Consider the following 22,547-nt stretch of genomic DNA (forward strand, 5'->3'; position numbering starts at 1 on the left):
GTGAACGGACCGTTCGACCAACCAGATCAGGCAAACGGTCCGTTCACTCCCACCCGACTCCCCGAGTCAACGGACCGTACGACCAACCAGATCAGGCAAACGGTCCGTTCACTCCCACCCGACTCCCCGAGTCAACGGATCGTACGACCAACCAGATCAGGCAAACGGTCCGTTCACCCCGACCTGCTTCCGGGCTGGACGAGGTGAACGGACCGTTCGTCCACCGGGGGCGCGGGTCGTCCACCTCCCACCAGGGTTCCGCGGCAGCAGCCGCTCCCCACCGCGCACACCGCACCGGTCGAGGGCAGGAGACGACCGGAGCCGAGCTCGGATTCAGGCGGCGAGGTCCGCCGCGAGCCGATCCGCGGCGGTGCGGGGTTCGCGGCCGAGGAGTTCGGCCAGCAGCGAGCCCGGTTCGGCGAAGTACCCCTCCCGCGCCGCCTGGTAGTAGGTGAGCAGGAGCCGAGCCGCCGGCTCCGGCACACCGCCCGCGATCTGGTCGGCGACCCACCGCTCGTCGTCCACGACGATGCGCTCGACGGTGCGGCCGGTGACGTCGGAGACGATCCGGCTGAGGTCGTCGAAGGTGACGGCGTTCGGCGCGGCGAGGGTGGCGGGACCGTCGAGGACGCGGTCACCGGCGAGGAGGGCCGCGGTGGCCTCGGCCACCTCGTCGCGGTCGGTGTACGCCACGGGACCGTCGTCCGGCCCGGCGATCACGCCGGTCCGCCGCCACGGGCCCAGGACCTGGTCGAGCGGGCCATAAGCACCGTTGCGCAGCGCGGTCCAGTCGACTCCGGAGCCGGCGAGGAACGCCTCGGTGGCGACGTGGATGTCCGAGGGCCGGTACGGGTTGCCGGGGACGGCGCCGTGCTGGCTCGTGTAGACGATCCGCCGAGCACCGGCCGCGACCGCGGCTTCGACGGCACCGCGGTGCAGGCCGACGACGTCGGCGGCCGGATCGTTGCCGGACACCAGGAGGACCTGATCGGCACCGGCGAACGAGTCGCGCAGGGCGGCCGGGTCCTCGTAGGAGCCCCGGCGCACCCGCACGCCGCGGTCGGCGAAGTGCCGCGCCCGGGTGACGTCGCGGACGCTGACGCCGATCCGCTCGGCGGGCAGGCGTTCCAGGAGGTGCTCGACGACGGCAGCGCCCAGCCCGCCGGTGGCGCCGGTGACAACGATCATCTTCTCGACCTTTCCGAGCATCCGCCCCGGTGACCGACGCTCCGCACAAGTTGACCCGACGGGTCAGTTTCGCTTCCGCCACGACCGTAAGTAAACTGACCAGGAGAGTCAAGTTAAGGCGACAGGAAGAGGCGACGATGCCCGGCGCGGTACCCCCGGAACCCCAGTTGCGCGCCGACGCCCGGCGCAACTCCGAGCAGATCCGCTCCGCCGCGATCGGCGCCTTCCGAGGACGAGGCCTGGCCGTGCCGCTGGAAGAGGTCGCCAAGGCGGCGGGCGTGAGCAAGGCGACGATCTTCAACCGGTTCGGCGGGCGGATCGGCCTCATCGAAGCCGTCATCGAAGAGGTCGTGACGAGCGAGCTGTCCGCCGTCATCGACCGCGCACGGGCCATCGACGACGCCGGTGAGCGGATCGAGCACTACCTCACCGCGATCCGCGACCTCCAGTACCGCCAGCCCGCCTTCAACGACGTCCTGCTGCAGGCGTACCCGGACTCGCCACAGCTCGTGGAGATCTGCCGCGCCGGCAGCGAGGCCAACGAGGAACTCGTCGCGGCGGCCCGCACCTCCGGCGCGCTGCGGCCGGAGTTCACGGCGAGCGACCTGCACGCGCTCGTCCACGACAACGCCCTCGCCCTCAAGCACGGCCGGCGGCCACTCCGGGAGGACTACGACCGCCGCACCACGTACCTCCTGGACGGGATCCGCGGACGCTGACGCGCCATCACCCGCGACAGGAGTGAACGGACCGTTCGTCCAACCAGATGAGGCAAACGGTCCGGTCACTCCCCACCCAGCACAGGTGAACGGACCGTTCGTCCAACTAGACGAGGCAAACGGTCCGTTCACCCGCGGCGAGCGGCGCTCCAGAGCCGTCCGGTATGCCCGTTCCTCGCGTACGCTGGCAGGAGATGATCTCGGAAACCGAGATCGGCATCGGCCGCCACCAGGAGGTCCACAATGGACTTGGGCAAGCTGTTCAACTCGCTGTCCCCCGCCAAGCACAGCCACCGCTCCTCCCGCGACAGCAGCGACCGGCACCGCCACCACCGCGGGCACAGCGGGTCCAGCAGCGACCACCGCCGCCGTCGCCGCGACAGCTCCAGCCGCAGCGGATCCGGCCGCCGACGCCACCGCAGCCGCAGTTGAGCGCTGCACCGGCCCCGGAAGAAGCCAGCTCGTACTACGACGAAGGCGACTGGGGCCCGCCCGGGCCCGCCCTCGGACCGGGCGAGCACCTGGCCCCCGGATACCGCGTGATCTCGTTGCTGCGGCGGGGAAATCGCCTCGACGTCTACGACCTGTGGAGCGAGGAGCGCGACTGCCGCTGCATCGGCAAGACGCTGCGCCCCGAGCGCGCCGCCGACCCGACCGCCGCCGAACGGCTGCGCGAGGAGGGGGCGCTGCTCGGGTCGCTCACCCACCCGAACCTGGTGCGCGGCTACGAGACCCTGCTCAGCGGCGAGCCCGAGCGGCCCGCGGTGATCACCGAGACGCTGCCCGGCGCGACGCTGAGCCACCTGCTGGACGAGCACGAGCGGCTGCGGCCGGTCGACGCGGCGATCCTCGGCGTGCAGCTGTGCTCCGCGCTCGGCTACCTGCACCGGAAGGGCTGGGCGCACCTCGACGTGAAGCCATCGAACGTGATCTCCACCGGCGGCCGGGCCGTGCTGCTCGACCTCAGCCTCGCCTGCCGCATCGGGGAGCGCAGCTCCGCCGGAACCTTCGACTACCTGTCGCCGGAACAGGCGCGCGGCGGGGAGATGACCGCGGCGACCGACGTGTGGGGCCTCGGGATCACGTTGTGGGAGGCGCTGTCCGGAGCTCCGCCGTGGGCGGAACACTCGCACCACCGCGGCGCGGACGGGGTGCGGCACTACCCGCAGCTCACGTCCGCCCCACCGCCGCTGCGCACCCGGCGGCGGCTGCCGGCGCGGCTGTCCCGCACCTTCGACGCCTGCCTCGCACCCGACCCCGGCGCCCGCCCCACCATCACCGAGGTCGCGGACCGCCTCATCACCTGGTCCGGCGTCGACCCCGCGGCCTGACCCGCGGGGAACGGCCCGCTCGCGATCGAACGAGCCGTTCCCCGCGGTGGTTCAGGAGCGCGGCGCGGAACCGAGGCGCACGGCCGAGACCAGGAAGAAGATCCCGCCGAGCAGCGCGTACCCGGCGACGTTCGCCAGCGACGCGTCCGGCTTCCCCGCCATCAGCAAGAACGAGGCTCCCGCCAGCACCGAGATGCCACCGCTGGCGATCATCGCCCACTGCCCGCCCAGCCGAAGCCGCCGCACGGCCACCCCGAGCTGCACCGCACCGGCCACGACCGCCCACGCGCCCCACACCCGCAGCACCGCCGGGATGCCCGAGGTGAGCGCGACGATCAGACCGGCCGCGGCCAGCGTGCTGATCGCGATGTTCACGTAGAGCCCCGCCGCGGAACCCCGGGACGAGCGGGCGTCGACGATCGCCGCCGCCACGTCGAACACCGGGTACAGCACCAGCAGCACCGCCGTCAGCGGGCCGAGGCTGGACGCGGTCAAGAACACCAGGACCGCCCAGACGAGGGCGAAGCCGAAGCGCACGAAGTAGAGGCGGCGCAGCGTCGCCGCGACACCGGTCGAAGCGGCGGGGGCGGTGGCGGTGGTCATGGCGGGTTCCCTTCATTGAGGAGGCTCGCATCGAGCCCGGGGAAGAAAGACCGTTCTCTCTCCCGATGGGGGAAGCGTGGCAGACCGCTCCGCAGAATGCAAGAACGATCGTTCTTTCTGCTACGGTGGCCGCATGGCGACGACGCGCACCGAGGACCCGAATCCGCGCGGCCGGTCCGAAGCCCGCGACCGGCTGCTGGCCACCGCCAGCGCGCTGTTCTACGGCGAAGGCATCCGGGCCGTCGGCGTCGAACGCATCCTCGCCGAAGCGCCGACCACGCGAGCCACGTTCTACCGGCACTTCCCCTCCAAGGAAGCGCTCGTGCTCGCCTACCTCCGCGACGTCGACGCGCACATCCGCGCCGGCGTGCGCACCGCCGTCGACACCGCGCCGAGCCCCGCCGACGCGGTCCGCGCGATCGGCGACGGAGTCGCCGCCGACCTCGGCAGGCCCGAATTCCGCGGCTGCGCATTCCTCAACGCCGCCAACGAATACCCCGAACCCGGCAATCCCGTGCGCCAGGTCGTGCTCGACCACCGCGCCTGGTACGTCGCCGAGCTCACCGCGCTGTTCGCGCAGGTCTTCGGGGGCTCACCACGCCGCGGCAAACCGGAGCACGCCGCGCGGCACTTCCTGATGATGCGCGACGGCGCGATGACCGGTGCGCACATCGACGGCGCGGAGAACGTCGGCGCCGCCTTCCAGCGCGGGGTCGAAGGACTGCTCACCGTGCTGCACTGAGTTCTCCGGCCACGGTGTTCTCCGGCCACGGCCGGGCTGCATTCCGGGCTGGGCCCGGGATTCCGGGGTGGGCCGGGGATTTCGGAGTGGGGTTCCGCGCCGGGGTTCCAGGCCGGGCCGGGGGTTTCGGGCCGCGCCGGGATTCCAAGCTCGGCCGAGGATTTCGGGCCATGCCGGGGATTTCAAGCTGAGCCAGGGGTTTCGGGCCAGGTGGGAAACCCGGGCTGGGGATTCCGGACTGGGCCGGGAAGTCCGGGCCGGGCGGTCAGCGCTTGCGGCGGAAGGCCACCGCCAGCGCCACGGCGACCGCGTTCAACGCCACCTGGCCGCCGAGCACGATGCGGTTCACGTCCACCGCCGGGTGCCACACGGCGCCCTGCGCGGTCACCGCCCACGCCCCCACCGGCTTCGCGATCGTGCCGCCTCCGCCCGAACGGTTCTTGCGGCGACCGCTCACCCCGCCGCCCCGGCGCACCTGCACCACCGGCAGCAGCGTCGTGCCGTCCTGCTGCACGGCGGGGCCGAACACCTGTCCCTCGCGGAGTTCCGCGGTGAGCGCGGCGACCGCGTCCTCCGCCGTCACGAGCTCGTCACTGCCGGACATGCCGCCTCCCGAGGCCGATCGGACTCCCACCGACCCTAGCCGCCCGCGCCGGGTGAACGGACCGTTCGACCAACCAGACCGGACGAACGGTCCGTTCACCCGCAACGAACAGCCCGAGTCAACGGACCGCTCGTCCAACCAGACGAGGCGAACGGTCCGTTCACCCCTGACGAACGGCAGGAGTGAACGGACCGTTCGACCAACTAGATGGGACGAACGGTCCGTTCACTCGACGAAGCAGGAGTCAGAGGCGGGCGAGGGCGCGCAGCCCGGCCTCGTCGATGGTGGTCAGCTCCCGCGCCTCCGCCGCGTCGATCGCCCCGCCGTCGAGGGCGCGCACGAACGCGGACGCCAGGGCGCGGGCGGTGGCGGGCTCGTCGAGGACCGCGCCGCTCCCGGAGCCGACGTAGGCGGCGATCCGCTCGGCCTGCGCCGGTGCGCTCTCCCGGAACTCCGCGAACGCGGCGGCGTACCGGCTCACCAGCTGCGCCGGGTGCAGGTCCCAGCCCTGGTAGAAGCCGTGCGCGAGCGAGCGCCGCACCAGCTCGTAGTGGTTGCGCCAGCCGTGCCGCACCTGGTCGCCGACGGGCAGCACGTTGGTGGACCCGTCGGACAGGAAGATCCCGGTCCCGGCCGCGGACACCTGCATCACGTGCCGGGCGAAGTCGCAGGAGCGGTGCGCGAGGTGCTGGTGCGCGGCGGTGAGCCCGCAGCTCGCGGTGTAGTCGTAGGTGCCGAAGTGCAGCCCGCTCACCCGCCGCCGCCCGGCCTCGACGAACCGGGGCAGCGCCAACCGGCCCGCACCGTCCACGATGGACTGAGTGGTCTCCACCTGGATCTCGAAGCGCAGCGCCCCGGAGGCCAGCCCGAGCTGCTGCTCGAACAGCTCCAGCAGCTCCACCAGCACCTCGACCTGCGCGACGTCCACGACCTTCGGGAAGGTGAGCACGAACCCGCCGGGCAGGCTCCCCCACTCCCGCAGCAGCGCGGTCAGGAACACGTCCAGCGTGCGCACGGATCGCGCCCGCAGCTCGGGGGTGTCGAAGGACTTCACGCGCAGCCCGAAGTTCAGCGGCTGTTCCCCGTCCCGCAGCCACCCGGCGACGATCCCGGCGGTGCGTTCGGCGTCGGCGTCCTCGGTCTCGTCGCCGGGCGAGCCGTAGCCGTCCTCGAAGTCGATCCGCAGGTCCTCGACCGGGGCACCGGCCAGCTTCTCCCGCACCCGCGGATGCACCGCGGCCGCAACGGGATCGGCCATCCCCAGCAGTGCGCCGAGCGCGGCCGGGTCCGGTAGGTGCTCGTCGAACGCGTCCAGCGCGGTGCTCGCCCACGTCCGCAGCACGTCCGCGTCCACCGCCGACGCGGGCACGTAGCAGGTGTGCACCGGCTGCCGCGCGGATCCCGCTCCCGGGTGGCGCCGCGCCCGGTCCTCGTCCACCTCCGACAACCGGTCCAACCGCCGCCGAACCTGCTCGGCGTCCAGCGAAGTCCTCACGCGCACCTCCGGGAACGTCGGAGGGGGCGGCTCGCACCGCCCCCTCCGCACCAGTGGATCACGACCAGTGCATCAGATCCGCTCGTACGCGGGCAGGGTCAGGAAGTCGACGAATTCGTCGGCGACCGCGACCTGCTCGAACAGCTCCACCGCGGCGGCGAGGTTCTCGGTCGGGAACCCGGCCTCGGCCCGCAGCGCCTGCTCGGTGTCGGCGAGGACCTGGCGCACCAGGTCCACCGTCACCTGCTCCCCACCGGCGAGGACCACGTCGTTGTGCAGCCACTGCCAGATCTGCGAGCGGGAGATCTCGGCGGTCGCGGCGTCCTCCATCAGGTTGTGGATGGCCGCCGCACCGTTGCCGCCCAGCCAGGACACGATGTAGCGGACGCCGACGTCCACGGCCGCGCGCAGGCCCTCGATGGTCTTGTCGCCGGGCGTCTTGTTCACCGCGAGCAGGTCGTCCGCGGTGATCGACACGTCGGCGCGCTTGCGGTCGATCTGGTTCGGCTTGTCGCCGAGGACCGCGTCGAACTCCTCGAAGCAGATCTCCACCAGGCCCGGGTGCGCCACCCAGGAACCGTCGAAACCGTCACCGGCCTCGCGGTTCTTGTCGTCGTGGACCTTCTGCATCGCCTTGTCGTTGGCTTCCGGGTCCTTCTTGTTCGGGATGAACGCGGCCATGCCGCCGATCGCGAACGCGCCCCGCTTGTGGCAGGTGCGCACCAGCAGCTCGGTGTAGGCGCGCATGAACGGCGCCGTCATGCCGACCGTGTTGCGGTCCGGCAGCACGTACTGGTCGGAGTCGCGGAAGGTCTTGATGACGCTGAACAGGTAGTCCCAGCGGCCCGCGTTCAGGCCGGCCGAGTGGTCGCGCAGCTCGTAGAGGATCTCCTCCATCTCGAACGCGGCCGGGAACGTCTCGATGAGCACCGTGCCGCGGATCGTGCCGTGCGGGATGCCGAGCTCCTGCTGGGCGTGGGTGAACACGTCGTTCCACAGCCGCGCTTCGAGGTGGCTCTCCATCTTCGGCAGGTAGAAGTACGGCCCGCTGCCGCGGTTCACCAGCTCCTGGGCGTTGTGGAAGAAGTACAGCCCGAAGTCCAGCAGCGCACCGACGATCGGCTTGCCGTCGACCAGCACGTGCTTGTCGTCGAAGTGCCAGCCGCGGGGGCGCACCAGCGGCACCGCGTGCTGCACGTCGTCGCGCAGCTTGTACTGCTTGCCCTCCGGCGTGGTCAGCTCCACCTGCTTGCGGACCACGTCGTAGAGGTTGACCTGGCCGCTGACCACGTTCGACCAGTGCGGCGTGTTCGCGTCCTCCAGGTCGGCCAGCCAGACGCGGGCACCGGAGTTGAGCGCGTTCACCGACATCTTGCGGTCGGTGGGGCCGGTGATCTCCACGCGGCGGTCGGCGATGTCGGCCGGGGGCGCGGCGACCTGCCAGTCGGACTCGCGGACCTCCGCGGTCTCCGGCAGGAAGTCGAGCCTGCCGTTGCGCTTGGCCTCGGCGCGGCGCTGCACGCGGCGGGCGAGCAGTTCGTCGCGGCGGGCGCCGAACTTCCGCTGCAGACCGGCGACGAAGTCGAGGGCCTCGGCGGTGAGGATCTCGTCGCCGCGCTCCACGGGGCCGCCGAGCACCTGCACGCTCGTCGTCGGGGTCGTGTCGGACATGGAAGCCCACCTCTCTCGGTACCTGCGCTCGCCGCCGAGCCGGGGCCCGCTCGGCAGCGCCAGAACGCTTCAGTGCTTTTCTGCATCGTGGATGTTAGTTTCCACATGTGGCCCGAGGCAACATGAGCTCGGGCACCGCCGACTAGACTCGATCACCAGACCGACCCGAAGGGACCGCAGCGATGACCGGGCCACGTCGTGCCAACCAAGGCGGAGGGGTGCAGTCCATCGAGCGCGCCTTCGACCTGCTGGAACTGATGGCGGACGCGGGCGGCGAAGTCGCGCTCTCCGAACTCGCCGAGACCTCCGGGCTGCCGCTGCCCACCATCCACCGGATCATGCGGACCCTCGTGAGCAGCGGATACGCCCGCCAGCAGCCGTCCCGGCGCTACTCGCTCGGCCCGCGGCTGATCCGGCTCGGCGAGACCGCCAGCCGGTCGCTCGGGTCCTGGGCGCGGCCCTACCTCGCCGAACTCACCGAAGCCACCGGGGAGACCTCCAACATGGCGGTCCTCGACGGCGACCAGGTCGTCTACGTCGCCCAGGTGCCCTCGCAGCACTCGATGCGGATGTTCACCGAGGTCGGCCGCCGCGTCGACGCGCACGCCACCGCCGTCGGCAAGGCCGTGCTCGCCGACCTCGCCGCCGACAGCGTCGCGCAGCTGCTCGAACGCTCCGGGATGCGCGCGCAGACCGAACGCACCATCACCAGCGTCGGCGCCATGCAGGACGAGCTCGCCCGCATCCGCGAGCAGGGCTACGCCGTCGACGACGGCGAGCGGGAGGTCGGCGTCCGCTGCTACGCGGTGGCCCTGCCCGGGGCGCCTGCCGGAGCCGCGATCTCCATCAGCGGTCCCGAAGGGCGGATGACCCGCATGTCCACCGACACCCTCGTCCCGCTCATGCAACGCCTCGCCGAGAAGCTCGCCGCCGAACTGCGCACCGCCTCACACGGTGCCTGAGCGCGCCACCCGCGCGGCCCGGCGCCGCCGCACCAGCAGCACCGCCCCCGCTCCGAGCGCGGCCAGCACCACCAGCGGCGCGCCTGCCACGCCCACCGCGGCCGACACCCGGCCGTAGGCCTCCCCCGCGACCCGGCCGAGCACGCACACCACCGCCGCCCACGTGAACGCCGCCGGGACGCTCGCCGCGCAGAACCGCAGGTGCGCGACGCCCGCGCGGCCCGCCAACCGCGGCATCAACGTGCGCAGCACGCTCACGAAGTGCGCGCCGGCCACCGCCGGGACCGCGCGGCGCTCCAGCAGCGACAACGACCGGCGCACCCGCTCCGGGCCGGCGCGCCGGATCAACCCGCGCTCCCAGCGACCCGGCGGCTCCAGCAGATCCGCGTCCGCGTCCAGCAACCGCAGCCGCCGCGCCCGCAGGAACGCCCACTGGCAGCCCAGCGCCGACGCGGCACCCGCCACCGGCACGGCGACCCACAGCGGCACCACCCCCTGCCGGGACAGCAGCCCCAGCGCGAGCAGCATCGGCGAACCCGGCAGCAGCACGCCCAGCGGCGAACCTGACTCCAGCACCAGCACCACCGCCGCCACCACCAGCAGGGCCGGCACCGGCAAGCCCATCACGTGCTCGACCACCGAGCGCCCCTCCGCACCGTCCGAATCCGCGCACCGCAGCGGTGGGACCGCGCTCGGCCCCACCGGTCACCGCACGGGCGGGTGGACGCCGTCGCCGCGGAGGCCGCACCCGCGGCACGGTGCCGCCCGCACCCTTCCTACCGGGAGATCGGGGCGGGATCGGTCCCGCCGGTGAATCGCAGGAGCATCCCTCGCGCGGTCAGCCGCGGACCGCGGCCAAGCGCTGCGGCCAGTCCGCGCCGTGCGGCTCCAGCTCCACCTCGCGCACGTCATCGGCGCGGCGGTGCAGCCTGATCAGCAGGAACTCGTCGGCGAGCCGGTCCGCGACCTCCGCTCCCCACTCCACGACCACCACCGCATCGGTGAGGTCGGTGTCCAGGTCCAGGTCGTCGACGTCCTCCAGGCCACCCAGCCGGTAGGCGTCCACGTGCACCAGCGGCGGCCCGTCCGCCGCCGGGTGGTGCACCCGGGCGATCACGAACGTCGGCGAGGTGACCTGGCCCGTCACGCCCATGCCCGCGGCGATGCCCTTCGCCAGCACGGTCTTGCCCGCGCCCAGCGGGCCGTCCAGGACCACCAGATCACCCGCGCGCAGGACGGCGCCGAGGCGCCTGCCGAACTCCAGCGCCGCTTCCGGCGTCGCCAACTCGACGGTGCTCATGACCGGCCGCCCACCTTCGTCTCGCCCTCCGCGGCGCGGCGGGCACCGCGCCTGATCAGCGCCTCCAGGTGCCCGGTCACCAGCTCGTCCCGCTCCAGCATCGCCATGTGCCCGGCGCCTTCCACCCGCACCAGCTCGGCGTCCGGCAGCTCCCCGGCGATCACCTCGGAGTGCGAGAACGGCGTCATCCGGTCCAGATCGCCGCTGAGCACCAGCACCTCGGTGTGCCGCAGCCCGGCCAGCGCGGCCTTGCGGTCGTGCGAACCGAGCGTCTCCAGGAAGTCCGTGACCACCTCGACCGTGGTCGCCGAGATCATCTTGTTCATCAGGTCCACCAGCGACGGGCTGACCTCGCGGTCGCCGAACGACAGCGCCCGCACGATGCTCCACGCCAGCTGCCCGCCGGTGCGGCGCACCCGCTCCACCAGCTCCGGCTGCAACCCGGCGATCACGCCCAGGCCGCGGGTCAGCGGGTTGTGCCGGGACAGCCACGGCTTCGGCAAGCCGGAGGCGCCGATCTCCCCGGCCGAGGTGCTCATGAACGCCACCGCGCACACCCGGTCCCGGAACAGCTTCGGCCGCTGCTCGGCCAGCGCCATGATCGCCATGCCGCCCATCGAATGCCCCACCAGCACCACCGGTCCGCGCCGCGCGGTCGCCCGCACCACCGCGTCCAGGTCCTTGCCGAGCTGCTCGATCGTGCTGCCGCGCCGCGAGGAATGCCCGGAGCGGCCGTGGCTGCGCTGGTCGTACTGCACCACCCGCACCCGCGGATCGGTCATCTTCGGCAGGTCGCGGCGCTGGAAGTGCCAACATCGCGAATCCAGCGCGTAGCCGTGCACCAGCACCACCGTCAGGTCGGCGTGCCCGCCGTCCGCCGGTTTGATCTCCTGCACCGCGAGCGGGACGCCGTCGTCGGCGGCGACCGTGGACTGCCGGTCCGGTCGCAGCTTGCCCAGCGATTCCTCGGCGTGCGGGTCGTCCTCGTCCTGGCGCTGGGTGGCGATGCGCGAGCTGTGCGCGGCGACGCCGACGACCGCACCGGTCACCGCGGCCCCGAGCACCCCGCTGGTCCAGGCGAGCGCCTGCCACACCGGTCTCATGTCGCCTCCGTCCCCACCGCGGTGCGCGTCACCCGCGGCCGGTACATGCCGGTGACGATCTCGTAGTGGATCGTGCCGAGCGCCTCCGCCCATTCCGCGGCGGTCGGCGCGCCCTGCTCACCGGCGCCGAACAGCACCACCTCGTCGCCCGCGGCGACCGGGTCGTCGTCGCAGCGCACCACCAGCTGGTCCATGCACACCCGGCCCACGACGGGACGGCGGCGCCCGGCCAGCCACACCTCCATGCGGCCGGAGAGGCTGCGCGGCACGCCGTCGGCGTAGCCGACCGGGACCAGCGCCAACGTGCACGGGCGGTCCGCGGTCCACCGGTGGCCGTAGGACACGCTCTCGCCCGCGGCGACCCGCTTGGTCAGCACCACGGTGGAGCGGAACGTCATCGCCGGGACCAGCCCGTGGTCGCCGTCCTGCGGCACCGGGTCCAGCCCGTAGGCGGCGATGCCGGGGCGCACCAGCTCGAAGTGCAGATCGGGGCGGGTCAGCACCGCCGCCGAGTTCGCCAGGTGCCGGATCGGGTCGAGCCCGGCGGCGCGCGCCTGCCGGTAGGCCGCGTCGAAGCGAGCGGCCTGCGCGTCGATCGACGGGTGCCCGAGCTCGTCGGCGCACGCCAGGTGCGACCACACGGCCACGACCTCGACCGCGCCCGCGGCCTGCGCCTTCGCCGCCCGCTCCACCAGCGACGGCCACAGCTCCGGTGGGCAGCCGTTGCGGCTCAACCCGGTATCGATCTTGAGGTGCACCCGGGCGGTCGTCGACCGCGCCTGCGCGGCCGCGGCGATCGCGTGCAGCTCCGCCTCCGAGGAGACGCCGAGCTGCACGTCCGCGGCGACGGCCGCGTCGAAGTCGTCGCCCGGGGCGTGCAGCCAGCACAGCAGCGGCGCGGTGATGCCGTCCGCGCGCAGCCGCAGCGCCTCGCCGATCGCGGCCACGCCCAGCTCGGAGGCGCCCGCGGACAGCGCGGCGCGCGCGACGGTCGCGGCACCGTGGCCGTAGCCGTCGGACTTCACCACCACCATCGTGCGAGCACCGGAACGCCGGGCGCGCTCGGCCAGCAGGGCGACGTTGTTGCGGAGCGCGTCGACGTCAATGCGCAGGTCGGCGCGGTGCACGGGCTGTTCGGTCATGGCGCGCACATCGTCGCACACGGAAACCGGACGAAGGCCCGCACATGTGACCCACCCCCGCCCCGAGATCAACGCCGGCCCCGGACCGGCCCGTCAGCTCGCGCGGAGCGTCCGGATCGCCGCCGGAACCGACCTGAGCAGCGCCGACGCGCCGATCGGAGCACCCACCGGATCGTCCCCGGCCTCCGGCCCGAACGCGGCGAGCTCGGCCGCCAGCGCGTGCGCGTGGGCCGCGTATCCGCAGGCCAGCCACGGATCGATGCCCGCCGCCAGCAGCGCGCCGATCAACCCGGTCAGCACATCACCCGATCCGGCGGTGGCGGGCCAGGCGTGCACCGAGGGGTTCACCAGCACCCGGCCGTCCGGGGCCGCCACCACCGTCGTGTTGCCCTTGAGCAGCAGCACCACGTCGAAGCGCCGCGCCACCTCCCGCGCCGCGGCGACCCGGTCCGCACCGACCTCGCCCGCGAGCCGCTGGAACTCCCCGGCGTGCGGCGTCAGCACCACCGCCGCGTCCGGGTCCCGCGCGTCCCACAGCGTCGGGTCCTCCGCGAGCAGGGTGATCGAGTCGGCGTCCGCGCACACCGGCCGCCCCGACTCCAGCGCGTGCCGCAGCACCTCGCGGCCGCTGGCGCCGGTGCCGATGCCCGGCCCGACCGCCCACGCCTGCACCCGGCCGGCGTCGGTGATCGAGCCGGTGGCCACCACCTCCGGCCAGTGCGAGCGCACCAGGTCCGCCGCCGAACCCGCGTAGCGCACCATGCCCGAGGTCGCCTGCACGGCCGAGCCGGTCGCCAGCACCGCCGCGCCCGGGTACGTCGCGGAACCGGCGGCGACGCCCACCACGCCCTGCGAGTACTTGTCGTCCTGCGGCCGCGGGACCGGCCAGCCCGCGCCCACGTCCGCCGCGTCCAGCACGAACAGGTCCGGCTCCGGCAGGTGCTCGTCCACGCCGATGCCTGCCACCACCACCGCACCCGACCGCACCGACCCGGCGCCGAGCACGTGGCCCGGTTTGCGGCCGCCGAACGTCACCGTCAGGTCCGCGTCCACCGCGGGCCCGTCCACCGCACCGGTGATCGGGTCGACGCCGGAGGGCAGGTCCACCGCCACCACCGGCGCCGCCACCCGGGACACCAGCTCCGCGGCCAGCGGACGCAGGCTTCCCCGCGCCGAGAGCCCCACGATCCCGTCGACCACCAGGTCCGCGCGCTCCAGCGCACCCGCGGCGGCCGCGCCGACCCCGGCGGTGTCCGCTCCCGGACCCGCCGCGTCCACGAGCACGCCGCCCGCGCGGCGCAGCGCCGCCGAACCCGCCGGGTGCGCCTTGTCCGGGGACAGCAGCAGCGCGGTCACACCCGCACCGCGGCGCCGGAACTCCACCCCGGCCCACAGCGCGCCGCCGCCGTTGCCGCCCGCCCCCACCAGCAGCACCACGTGCCTGCCCGCGACCGCGCCCGCGGTCTCCGCCAGCAGCCGGGCGCCGTGCACCGCGACCGCGAACGCGGCCCGGCGCATCACCACCGGTTCCGGGGTGCTGGTGAACACGCTGCGCTCGGCGTCCCGGACCTGGTCCGGGGTCCACGCTCCCTGCACGGGCGACCTCCTGTTCGCGGCTGGCACCGTCCGCTCGCGGCCTGGCACCGTCCTACCCGATCATCGCCCATCGGACGAGAAGGGGCGCCCGACCAGCGGTCGAGCGGCCCGATCAGCGCCGGTGGATCACTCCACCGTGACGGACTTGGCGAGGTTGCGGGGCTTGTCCACGTCGTAGCCGCGCGCCCGGGCGATCTCCGCCGCCAGCACCTGCAACGGGACCGTGGACACCAGCGGCTGCAGCAGCGTCGCCACCGCCGGGATCTCGATCAGCTCGTCCGCGAACGGGCGCACCGCCTCGTCGCCTTCCTCGGCGATGACGATGGTGCGGGCGCCGCGGGCCTGGATCTCGCGGATGTTGGACAGCATCTTCGAGTGCAGCAGCGCCCGGCCCTTCGCCGACGGCATCACCACGACCACCGGCAGCCGGTCCTCGATCAGCGCGATCGGCCCGTGCTTGAGCTCGCCCGCCGCGAAGCCCTCCGCGTGCATGTAGGCGAGCTCCTTGAGCTTCAGCGCGCCCTCCAGCGCCACCGGGTAGCCGACGTGGCGGCCCAGGAACAGCACCGCCTTCGAGTCGGCCAGCTCCCGGCCCAGCGTGCGCACCTGGTCCACGGTGGACAGCGTTTGCCGAACGGCCTGCGGCATCGCGGCGAGCTCCTCGAACTCGCGCGCCACCTCGTCCGAGTACTTCGTGCCGCGCGCCTGCGCCAGCGCCAGCCCCACCAGGTAGTTCGCGGTGATCTGCGCCAGGAACGTCTTCGTCGCCGCCACCCCGATCTCCGGGCCGGCGTGGGTGTAGAGCACCGCGTCCGACTCGCGCGGGATCTGCGCGCCGTTGGTGTTGCAGATGGCCAGCACCCGGGCCCGCTGGGTGCGCGCGTGCCGCACCGCCTCCAGGGTGTCCGCGGTCTCGCCGGACTGGGAGATCGCCACGACCAGGGTGTCGCGGCCCAGCACCGGGTCGCGGTAGCGGAACTCGCTGGCCAGCTCCACCTCGACCGGGATCCGGCACCAGTGCTCGATGGCGTACTTCGCGAGCAGGCCCGAGTGGTAGGCGGTGCCGCAGGCGACGACGAAGACCTTGTCGATGTCCCGCAGGTCCTGCTCGGTCATCCGCTGCTCGTCGAGGACGATGCCGCCGCCCGAGAAGTGCCCGCGCAGCGTGTTCTCCAGCGCCTCGGGCTGCTCCTCGATCTCCTTGAGCATGAAGTAGTCGTGGGGGGGCTTCTCGGCGGCCGACAGGTCCCAGTCCACGGTGAACGGCTTCGCCTGCACCTCGACGCCGTCGAAGTCGGTGACCCGGTAGCCGGCGCGGTCGATCGTGACGACCTGGTCCTGGCCGAGTTCCACCGCGTCCCGGGTGTGCTCGATGAACGCGGCCACGTCGGAGGCCAGGAAGTGCTCCCCCTCGCCGACGCCCACCACCAGCGGCGAGGAGCGGCGCGCCGCCACGATCTCGTCGGGCACGTCGGCGTGGGTGACCAGCAGCGTGAACGCGCCCTCCAACCGGCGCGCCACCGCGCGGGTGCTGGCGCTCAGGTCACCCGCGGTCGGACCTGAGGCGTACGCGGCGGCCACCAGGTGCGCCGCGGTCTCGGTGTCGGTCTCGCTGGCCATCTCCACGCCCGCGGACTCCAGCTCGGCGCGCAGCGCGGCGAAGTTCTCGATGATGCCGTTGTGCACCACCGCGACCTTGCCCGCCGCGTCCCGGTGCGGGTGCGCGTTGCGGTCGGTCGGCGCACCGTGCGTCGCCCACCGGGTGTGGCCCATGCCGCTGGTCGCCGCGAACCGCGAACCGTCCTGTCCGGCGAGCTTGCCCTCCAGGTTCGACAGCGCCCCCGCCGCCCGCTCGACCGCGAGACCGCCCGCGCCGTCGAGCATCGCGACGCCCGCCGAGTCGTAACCCCGGTACTCAAGCCGCCTGAGCCCGTCCAGCACCACGTCCAGCGCCTGACGATGTCCTACGTAACCCACGATGCCGCACACCCGAGTCAGCGTAGCCACCGCCGCCGAACGCCTCAGAACGGGCAGGGCAGCCGCACCTGACGGTGCGAACCCCGTCGCCACGACCCGGCGACGCCCATCACCGCCGGTCAACGGTCCGCGCCCGGTCCCGGCACCCGCGGTCGCGGTCCCCGCCTGGGGAGTTCCGGTGGTGCGCCGGCCCGGCGGCCGCGAGCGAGGCATCCGCCACGTGACGAACCGCGCACCTCGCGTGGGCGCGGTCGCGCCCGCGTCGGCTACCGTGACCCACCATGGCGCGGAATGCCAAGAAGGCGTTGGAAGAACTGTCCCACCGCGGGCCGCACGAGGTGCTGCACGGCGATCTCGCGCTGGTCGGCCTGCCCGGCATCGTGTGCACGCCGCGCAGCGGGCGCGGACTGCCCGCCGTCGCGTTCGGCCACGGCTGGTTGCAGTCGCCCCGCCGGTACGCGGGGCTGCTGCGCCACCTGGCCTCCTGGGGGATCGTCGCCGCCGCGCCCGGCACCCAGCGCGGGCCGCTGGCCTCGCACCGGATGCTGGCCGCGGACCTGCGCACCGCGCTCGACATCTGCACCGGCGTGCGGCTCGGCGACGGGCAGCTCAGCGTCGACGACCGCAAGCTCGCCGTCGCCGGGCACGCGCTCGGCGGGGGCAGCGCCGTGCTCGCCGCCGCCGACGACCCGCGCGTCCGCGCCGTCGGCACCTTCGCCGTCACCGAGACGATGCCCTCGGCGCTGGCCGCCGCGCACCGCGTCACCGCGCCCGGACTGCACCTCACCGGCGGCAAGGACCTGCTCGCGCCGTCCGTCGCCAACGCCGAACCGATCGCCGCCGCCTGGGGCGGGCCGGTGCAGCTGCGCACCCTGCCGAAGGCCAGCCACCTCGGGTTCACCGAGGGCAGGCACTGGACGGAACTGGTGCTGCACGGCAAGGCCGAGTACCGCACCCAGCGCACCGCCCGCGCGCTGCTCACCGCGTTCCTGCTCCGCCACCTCGACGGAGACGAGCGGTGGGGCGCGCTGCTCGACTCCGACGTCTCCGGCGCCACCATCGACGAAGCCCGGACCCGCAGCGCGGCCCTCACCGCCTGAGTTCCGGTCGGCGATCAGCCGGAAACGCCTCGCGGCGGCGGCGCGGCAGCGAGAATCACCGCTCGTGAACGCTCCGCAGCGACCGCCAGGACCACCCTTCCCGCACGGCACGCCGCCCCCGCACGGCCCGGGCGGGCAACCGGGGTACGGGCCACCGCCGAGGCAACCTCGACCGTCCGGTCCGCCGTGGCGCCCGGCTTCGAACTGGCCGCGCATCGCCTACGGCGTGGTGCTGTGCGTGGTCGGGATCTTCTTCCTCGTGGACGGCACCACCTCGATCATCGACAGCATCGAAGCCGGCCGCGTAGTCGTGTCCGGCCAGACCCAGGCGGGGTTGAACAACGTCCTGGCGATCGCGCGCGGCGACCTGATCGTGCCGGGCGGGCTGGTCGCCCTCGTCGCCGCGATCCTCTGCTTCGCGCGCAACCCCGCCGCGCGGATCCTCGCCGTCGGCCCGGCGGCCGCGAGCGGTCTCGCCTACCTCATGAGCGCCGCCTACGAGATGCACGACCTGGTGCACGGCGGGTTCCGGTTCGGCATCGGGCACTTCTTCGACAACCGCTTCACCGCTCTCCTCGTGATCGGCCTGGCGGCGACGCTGCTCTCGTTCGTCCCCACGATCAGCAGGAGCGTGGCGGCGCGACCAGCGCCCTGGTCGCACAGGTGAGCCGATGAGATCGGGCCGCGCCCCGGCGGGGACGCGGCCCGGTGCTCACCTCAGCCAGGTGCGGTTCGAGAAGTCGTCGTCCTCGTCGTCCTGGACGACCGGGCGGCGGCGGGACGCCGGTCGCGGTGCGGGCCGCGGCGGCGGCTGCTGCCAGCCCCGCGGCTCCGGCGCCATCGGTTCCGGGCGCGGCTTGCGGTCCTGCTGCTCGACCGGCCGGGGCGGCGGATCGGTGTACTCCTCCTCGTCGTCCGGGAGGCCCACGTCGATCTCCGCGACTCGGTTGCGCTCGGCGTTCTCGCGCTGCGCCCGCTCCCGGACCCGCTCCGCCATCTTCTTCGCCGTGGCGACCGTGCTCTCGATGCCCGCCTTGGCCTTCTCCGCGCTCTCCCGGGAACTCCGGGTGAGCTCGTGGCTGCGGTTCACGTCGTCGCTGACCAGCTTGGTCATCGACTCCCGGAAGGCGCGCGCCGCCGGTGTCTCGGTGCTCATCTCAGCCCGCACTCCCCTGCGTCACGCTCATCCCCGCCGGTCCTCGCCGAACACCGCCCGGTGCCGGGCACCGGACTCGTCCACGCCGTCGTCGAACAGCTGCCCCTGGGTGCGCCACGGGCTGGAGTTCGTCCGTTCCTGATCACCCGAGCCGCCGCCCTGCTGGCCGCCGCCCATACCACCCATGCCGCCCATCATGCCGCCGCCCATGCCACCGGATTGCTGCGCGGCACCCTGACCGCCCGCCGGATCGCCCATGGTGCCGAGCCCGGTGGCGCCCTGCGAGCTGCCGGAAGCCGCGTCGTCCGCGCTGGCCATCCTGGTCGCGCCGGCCTGCGGCTGCGCGTCCCCGAACGGGCCGGGGTGCGCGGGCGGCGGATCCGAGAGGTCCCCGGAGAACAACTGCCCGGACATCGTCGTGAACGAACCGGGCACGTGGTCGCCGGTGAACGCGCTCGCCAACCCCAGCCCGGCCGACTGCGGAGCGGTCGGCGCCGGGGTCAGCGGGTCCGGCGGCGAGTCGGTCGACGCCGCGTACGCCGCGGGCGCCACCGGCTCGGTCCCGCCGGAAGCGGGCGGTTCGTAGCCGCCGACCTGCGGTGGCGTGCCGACCGGCGTCGACGGGTCGAATCCGGCGCCCGGATCGCGGCCGACCGGTGCGCTCGTCGCGGCGTCCGGCTCCGCCCCCGGCATCGCGGGCGGCTCGGCCGGAGCCGGCCCGGGCACCGCGTCGAGCCGCGGTTCGGCACCCGCGGTGTCCTCGGCGAAGTCGACGGTCTGCTGCACCGGCGGCCGGCCGGGCCCGTTGTCCACGTCGACGCGGATGCTGCCGTCCGGGGCCCGCTCCAAGGTGATCGTGCGGTCGCCCTCCTGGATCACCGCCTTGCCGTCCTCGCCCGGCTGGACCGGGATGCCCGGTTGCTGGGCGGGATCCGGCGCACCCGGCATCGCGCCCGGAGCGGGGTTCGTGCCGACGCCCGGCAGACCGCCCTCGCCGGGCGCCGGGCCCGGGGCGGGCTGGGTGCTCACGCCGGGCAGGTCCGCCTGCCCCGGCATCGTGCCGGGGGTCGGGTTCGTGCCGACGCCCGGCAGACCGCCCTCGGGGCCGAACCGCACGTCGTAGGTCTTCGGCTGCCCGTCCTCGCCGATGATCGTGACCTTCGAGGTGCCCTGCTGGTCCGGTTCCTGGACCTGCACGGCGTTCTCGCCCTCGCCGATCGTCTCCACCGCGGGCTCGCCGGCCCCCGGTCCGCCCGAACCGTCCGCGCCGGGCTGCGGCATCCCCGGCACCTCGGGCAGCTCAGGGGGTTCCGGCGTCTTCGGGGCCTCGGGCATCGCCGGAGTCTCCGGCATCGAAGGCGCGCCGCCGGGCGAACCACCAGGAGAGCCGCCGGGGGAGCCGCCCGGAGAGCCGCCGGGTGAACCACCGGGGGAACCACCAGGAGAGCCGCCCGGCGAACCACCAGGGCCCTGCCGACCTGCACCTTGCTGGTCAGAACCCTGCGGGCCGGACTCGTCCTGCGCCGGACCGGGGTTGCTGAACGGGTTCTCCTCGGCCTTGCCGAGCTCCTCGTTCAGCTTCTTCCACGCGTCGTCCACGGCGGTCTTGGTGTCATCGCACTTCTGGACGAAGTTCTTCCACTCCGTCTCGATGGACTCGGCGAACTGCAGGACCACCGAGTTGGCCTTGTTCCGGGCCGCATCCTTCGTTTCCTTGTCGGCGTCGCCGCAGCTCTCGTCGATCGGGATCTGCCAGATGCTCGCGACCTTGCGGATCACCAGGTCGTCGTCGCTCCCGTTGGCGAGGTCGATGGTGACTTCCCAGTCCGGCTTGCTCTTCTGCTGGAAGACCGCGGCGCGCCGTCCGTCCTGTTCCAGGACGAAGCGGGCCTTCTCCCGGCAGAGATCGCCGACGGCCTTGATCGACTCCTTCGTGACCTGCGCCGACGTGCGCAGCCGCTCGATCACGCGATCCTGGGCCGTGGGCGTGAACTTCTCGTCGAAGAACCCCTGCGCGCTCTCCGACGCGGACCCGGTCCAGTTCTGCCGCAACTGCCCCAGCCGGTCGGACATCGCGCTGTGCGCTTGCCCCGTACCGCGGTCGGCCTTCTCCAGGTCACCGATGATCCGATCGAACTTGGCGAACCCGATGCCGCGCTGCTCGTCGTAGCGCTCCTTCACCTTCGCCTCGTCGCCGACCCCGACGCCGGCGTGCTTGATGCTCTTGATCTTCGCGTACAGCTTCACGAGGTCGATCATCAGACTCAACCCCGGAGCACCCGCGTTGAGCAGCTGGTCGGAATCCGCCGCCCCCGCGCCCTCCCCGTTGTCGGCGCGGCGCTGGGTGTCACCGATCGTGGACTTGCCGTTCTCGATCGCCTCGCCGTGCTCGCGGCGCGCCTGTGCGCCCTCGTCCGCCTGCTTCTTCGCGCCGGCGTAGGAATCCTTGACGCGCTGACCGGTGCTGGTGCCACCGCTCTCGTACGGCACCTGCTGCACACCGGCACCGTTGTCGTACTTCGTCATGTAGGCGTCGAGCTCGTCGTTCGGGTCATCGCCGCCCGAACGCCGGTAGTCGAGCAGCAAGGTCACCTTGGCGTCCTCGGAGACCGAGCTGTCGTCCATGATGGCTTTGACTTCGTCGACGGAGGGGAACTTCTGCTCGTCGGCCATCAGTTGTTCCCCGACTTCCCGACGGTCTCCGCCGCATCCGCGTCGGACCAGTCGTAACCCTGCCCGGTCTTCTCCAGCTTCCCGGCGAAGTCGTCCATGGCGTCGGCCATCGAGGAGACGCACTTCGACAGCTTGGTCATCGCCTCCTGGTAGCCGCCGAAGGCCTGCTGGTGCACGCGCCCGAAGTCCTCGGCCCCCAGACCGAGCTCCCCGACCTTCTTGGCGTGCTCATCGCGCACCGGATCCGCCGTACCCCGGATGCTGTTGCCGGCGGCGACCAACTCCCCCGAGTTCGTCCCGAAACCTGACATCGTTGCCCCTCCTCGCACTTCACGCCCCCACCGACGCGCGCACGGATGCGACGTCAGGTGGTGGCGCCAGGTTCCTCACCCTGGCAGGCGGGAGCGGCGCACGGGCCGGATCCGATGATCTCCTTGCATACGCGAAGGCTCACCGCGGCGGGTAGGGCCCCTGCGGCGGGTAGGGCTGCGGCGGGGCCTGCTGCGGGAACGGCTGCGACTGCGGGAAGGGCTGGCCGAACTGCTGCGGCTGGGCCGCCGGGAACGGCTGCGACGGCGACGCCTGGGATTGGGGCACCTGCGAGTGCGGCCCCTGCGGGAGCGGCTGCGGCTGCGCGTGGGGGAACGGCTGCGCGAACGGCGGGCCGGCCTGCGGCGGACCCGGCTGCGGGGCGTGCTCGCCCAGCTTCACCTTCACCACGAGCGCGGCGGTCAGCGCACCGGCGCCACCACCGACGAGAATGCTCACGAGCAGAAAAATCCAGTTCATCGGGTCCCCCCTTCGGCTCGCGCCCAAGGTATCGCCCGCGGCACCGCGGCCCACCGGCGGCTCGCCGACGGGAGGAGGAGCGGACCGGCCGCTCAGTACCCGGTGATCACCAGCGCGAGGATCACCGCCAGCGCCATCCCGGCCAGCGGCAGCACCAGGAGCATGACCACGTTCGCGAGCCACTCCCCGCGCGCCGCGCGCACCCGCTCAGCCATGTCGGCGCGCCCGCCGGTTCACCCACCACTGACCGCCGTCGTGCACGGCGTTGATGGCTTTGGTCCCGGCTATGCCGAGGGCGGAGAACACGAGGACGGCGGCGACGAGCCCGACCGCGACGAGTCCGACGATGATGGCGACGACGATGGCACCCATGTGAGCAGCGTCTCACACATCTGC

At 73.1% G+C, this 22,547-nt stretch carries 24 protein-coding genes; 7 read left to right on the forward strand and 17 right to left on the reverse strand.

Annotation, left to right across the window (positions count from 1 at the left end):
* Window positions 1-333: 333 nt before the first annotated feature.
* On the reverse strand, window positions 334-1,188 hold the full coding sequence (locus LCD33_RS07830) for an NAD(P)H-binding protein (RefSeq protein ID WP_224963055.1): 855 nt from the start codon (window positions 1,186-1,188) through the stop codon (window positions 334-336).
* Between the two features lie 137 nt (window positions 1,189-1,325).
* Here LCD33_RS07830 and LCD33_RS07835 point away from each other — a divergent pair, with 137 nt between their 5' ends.
* From LCD33_RS07835 to LCD33_RS07845, 3 genes are all read left to right on the forward strand, one after another.
* Window positions 1,326-1,907 (forward strand): TetR/AcrR family transcriptional regulator, encoded by a 582-nt coding sequence (locus LCD33_RS07835; RefSeq protein WP_224963053.1) that lies wholly within the window; start codon window positions 1,326-1,328, stop codon window positions 1,905-1,907.
* Between the two features lie 243 nt (window positions 1,908-2,150).
* On the forward strand, window positions 2,151-2,339 hold the full coding sequence (locus LCD33_RS07840; RefSeq protein WP_224963052.1) for a hypothetical protein: 189 nt from the start codon (window positions 2,151-2,153) through the stop codon (window positions 2,337-2,339).
* Window positions 2,336-3,238, forward strand: coding sequence for a serine/threonine-protein kinase (locus LCD33_RS07845; protein WP_224963050.1), 903 nt, complete (start codon window positions 2,336-2,338; stop codon window positions 3,236-3,238). The genes LCD33_RS07840 and LCD33_RS07845 overlap by 4 nt, the downstream gene beginning before the upstream one ends.
* Window positions 3,239-3,289: 51 nt before the next feature.
* Here the strand turns inward: LCD33_RS07845 and LCD33_RS07850 are convergent, their stop codons facing one another.
* Window positions 3,290-3,841: a hypothetical protein gene (locus tag LCD33_RS07850; protein WP_224969059.1), complete on the reverse strand. Its 552-nt coding sequence runs from the start codon at window positions 3,839-3,841 to the stop codon at window positions 3,290-3,292.
* A gap of 133 nt (window positions 3,842-3,974) precedes the next feature.
* On the opposite strand from LCD33_RS07850, the gene LCD33_RS07855 reads away from it, so the two are divergent.
* On the forward strand, window positions 3,975-4,583 hold the full coding sequence (locus tag LCD33_RS07855) for a TetR/AcrR family transcriptional regulator (RefSeq protein ID WP_224963046.1): 609 nt from the start codon (window positions 3,975-3,977) through the stop codon (window positions 4,581-4,583).
* Window positions 4,584-4,848: 265 nt separating this feature from the next.
* On the opposite strand, the gene LCD33_RS07860 is transcribed toward LCD33_RS07855, so the two are convergent.
* The 3 genes from LCD33_RS07860 to aceB form a co-directional block, all read right to left on the reverse strand.
* Window positions 4,849-5,187: a hypothetical protein gene (locus LCD33_RS07860; protein ID WP_224977659.1), complete on the reverse strand. Its 339-nt coding sequence runs from the start codon at window positions 5,185-5,187 to the stop codon at window positions 4,849-4,851.
* Window positions 5,188-5,431: 244 nt separating this feature from the next.
* A complete protein-coding gene (locus LCD33_RS07865; protein WP_224977660.1) occupies window positions 5,432-6,682 on the reverse strand; it encodes an aldolase/citrate lyase family protein in 1,251 nt (416 codons plus the stop codon).
* Between the two features lie 72 nt (window positions 6,683-6,754).
* On the reverse strand, window positions 6,755-8,353 hold the full coding sequence (gene aceB, locus LCD33_RS07870) for a malate synthase A (protein WP_224977661.1): 1,599 nt from the start codon (window positions 8,351-8,353) through the stop codon (window positions 6,755-6,757).
* A gap of 182 nt (window positions 8,354-8,535) precedes the next feature.
* On the opposite strand from aceB, the gene LCD33_RS07875 reads away from it, so the two are divergent.
* A complete protein-coding gene (locus LCD33_RS07875) occupies window positions 8,536-9,315 on the forward strand; it encodes an IclR family transcriptional regulator (RefSeq protein ID WP_224956891.1) in 780 nt (259 codons plus the stop codon).
* Here LCD33_RS07875 and LCD33_RS07880 read toward each other — a convergent pair.
* The 6 genes from LCD33_RS07880 to glmS form a co-directional block, all read right to left on the reverse strand.
* Window positions 9,301-9,954 carry a DedA family protein gene (locus tag LCD33_RS07880; RefSeq protein WP_224967405.1) on the reverse strand — a complete coding sequence of 218 codons (654 nt, stop codon included), beginning with the start codon at window positions 9,952-9,954 and terminating at the stop codon, window positions 9,301-9,303. The two genes, LCD33_RS07875 and LCD33_RS07880, sit on opposite strands and share 15 nt — an antisense overlap.
* Before the next feature lie 199 nt (window positions 9,955-10,153).
* Entirely contained in the window at window positions 10,154-10,615 is a 462-nt protein-coding gene (gene tsaE, locus LCD33_RS07885; RefSeq protein WP_224967404.1) for a tRNA (adenosine(37)-N6)-threonylcarbamoyltransferase complex ATPase subunit type 1 TsaE, read from the reverse strand.
* On the reverse strand, window positions 10,612-11,718 hold the full coding sequence (locus LCD33_RS07890; protein WP_224956888.1) for an alpha/beta fold hydrolase: 1,107 nt from the start codon (window positions 11,716-11,718) through the stop codon (window positions 10,612-10,614). Before LCD33_RS07890 ends, tsaE begins: the two co-directional genes overlap by 4 nt.
* Window positions 11,715-12,860, reverse strand: a complete 1,146-nt coding sequence (gene alr, locus LCD33_RS07895) for an alanine racemase (protein ID WP_224967403.1) — start codon at window positions 12,858-12,860, stop codon at window positions 11,715-11,717. The genes LCD33_RS07890 and alr overlap by 4 nt, the downstream gene beginning before the upstream one ends.
* 93 nt (window positions 12,861-12,953) lie before the next feature.
* On the reverse strand, window positions 12,954-14,456 hold the full coding sequence (locus tag LCD33_RS07900; RefSeq protein WP_224977662.1) for an NAD(P)H-hydrate dehydratase: 1,503 nt from the start codon (window positions 14,454-14,456) through the stop codon (window positions 12,954-12,956).
* A 126-nt stretch (window positions 14,457-14,582) separates the two neighbouring features.
* Entirely contained in the window at window positions 14,583-16,445 is a 1,863-nt protein-coding gene (gene glmS, locus LCD33_RS07905) for a glutamine--fructose-6-phosphate transaminase (isomerizing) (protein WP_224977663.1), read from the reverse strand.
* Between the two features lie 269 nt (window positions 16,446-16,714).
* Here glmS and LCD33_RS07910 point away from each other — a divergent pair, with 269 nt between their 5' ends.
* Together LCD33_RS07910 and LCD33_RS07915 are read left to right on the forward strand one after the other, a co-directional pair.
* Window positions 16,715-17,533 (forward strand): dienelactone hydrolase family protein, encoded by an 819-nt coding sequence (locus LCD33_RS07910; protein ID WP_224956884.1) that lies wholly within the window; start codon window positions 16,715-16,717, stop codon window positions 17,531-17,533.
* A gap of 238 nt (window positions 17,534-17,771) precedes the next feature.
* Complete coding sequence (locus LCD33_RS07915) at window positions 17,772-18,200, forward strand: hypothetical protein (RefSeq protein WP_224967401.1); 429 nt, start codon at window positions 17,772-17,774, stop codon at window positions 18,198-18,200.
* Window positions 18,201-18,245: 45 nt separating this feature from the next.
* On the opposite strand, the gene LCD33_RS07920 is transcribed toward LCD33_RS07915, so the two are convergent.
* The 6 genes from LCD33_RS07920 to LCD33_RS07940 all read right to left on the reverse strand — a co-directional run bounded on the left by LCD33_RS07920 (window position 18,246) and on the right by LCD33_RS07940 (window position 22,523).
* Complete coding sequence (locus LCD33_RS07920; protein WP_224956880.1) at window positions 18,246-18,689, reverse strand: hypothetical protein; 444 nt, start codon at window positions 18,687-18,689, stop codon at window positions 18,246-18,248.
* A 27-nt stretch (window positions 18,690-18,716) separates the two neighbouring features.
* Window positions 18,717-21,362 carry a hypothetical protein gene (locus tag LCD33_RS07925; protein ID WP_224967400.1) on the reverse strand — a complete coding sequence of 882 codons (2,646 nt, stop codon included), beginning with the start codon at window positions 21,360-21,362 and terminating at the stop codon, window positions 18,717-18,719.
* Window positions 21,362-21,673 (reverse strand): type VII secretion target, encoded by a 312-nt coding sequence (locus tag LCD33_RS07930; protein WP_224956877.1) that lies wholly within the window; start codon window positions 21,671-21,673, stop codon window positions 21,362-21,364. Before LCD33_RS07930 ends, LCD33_RS07925 begins: the two co-directional genes overlap by 1 nt.
* A 139-nt stretch (window positions 21,674-21,812) precedes the next feature.
* Window positions 21,813-22,151, reverse strand: coding sequence for a hypothetical protein (locus tag LCD33_RS07935; RefSeq protein WP_224977664.1), 339 nt, complete (start codon window positions 22,149-22,151; stop codon window positions 21,813-21,815).
* 92 nt (window positions 22,152-22,243) lie between these two features.
* A complete protein-coding gene (locus LCD33_RS28800; protein WP_255617167.1) occupies window positions 22,244-22,366 on the reverse strand; it encodes a hypothetical protein in 123 nt (40 codons plus the stop codon).
* The gene (locus LCD33_RS07940; protein ID WP_224956875.1) at window positions 22,359-22,523 is read right to left on the reverse strand and encodes a hypothetical protein; all 165 of its coding nucleotides are present in this window, start codon (window positions 22,521-22,523) and stop codon (window positions 22,359-22,361) included. The genes LCD33_RS28800 and LCD33_RS07940 overlap by 8 nt, the downstream gene beginning before the upstream one ends.
* Window positions 22,524-22,547 lie beyond the last annotated feature (24 nt).

Origin of the sequence: Saccharopolyspora sp. 7B (assembly GCF_020177435.1) — a bacterium.
In the GTDB taxonomy this organism is placed as follows: domain Bacteria; phylum Actinomycetota; class Actinomycetes; order Mycobacteriales; family Pseudonocardiaceae; genus Saccharopolyspora_C; species Saccharopolyspora_C gregorii.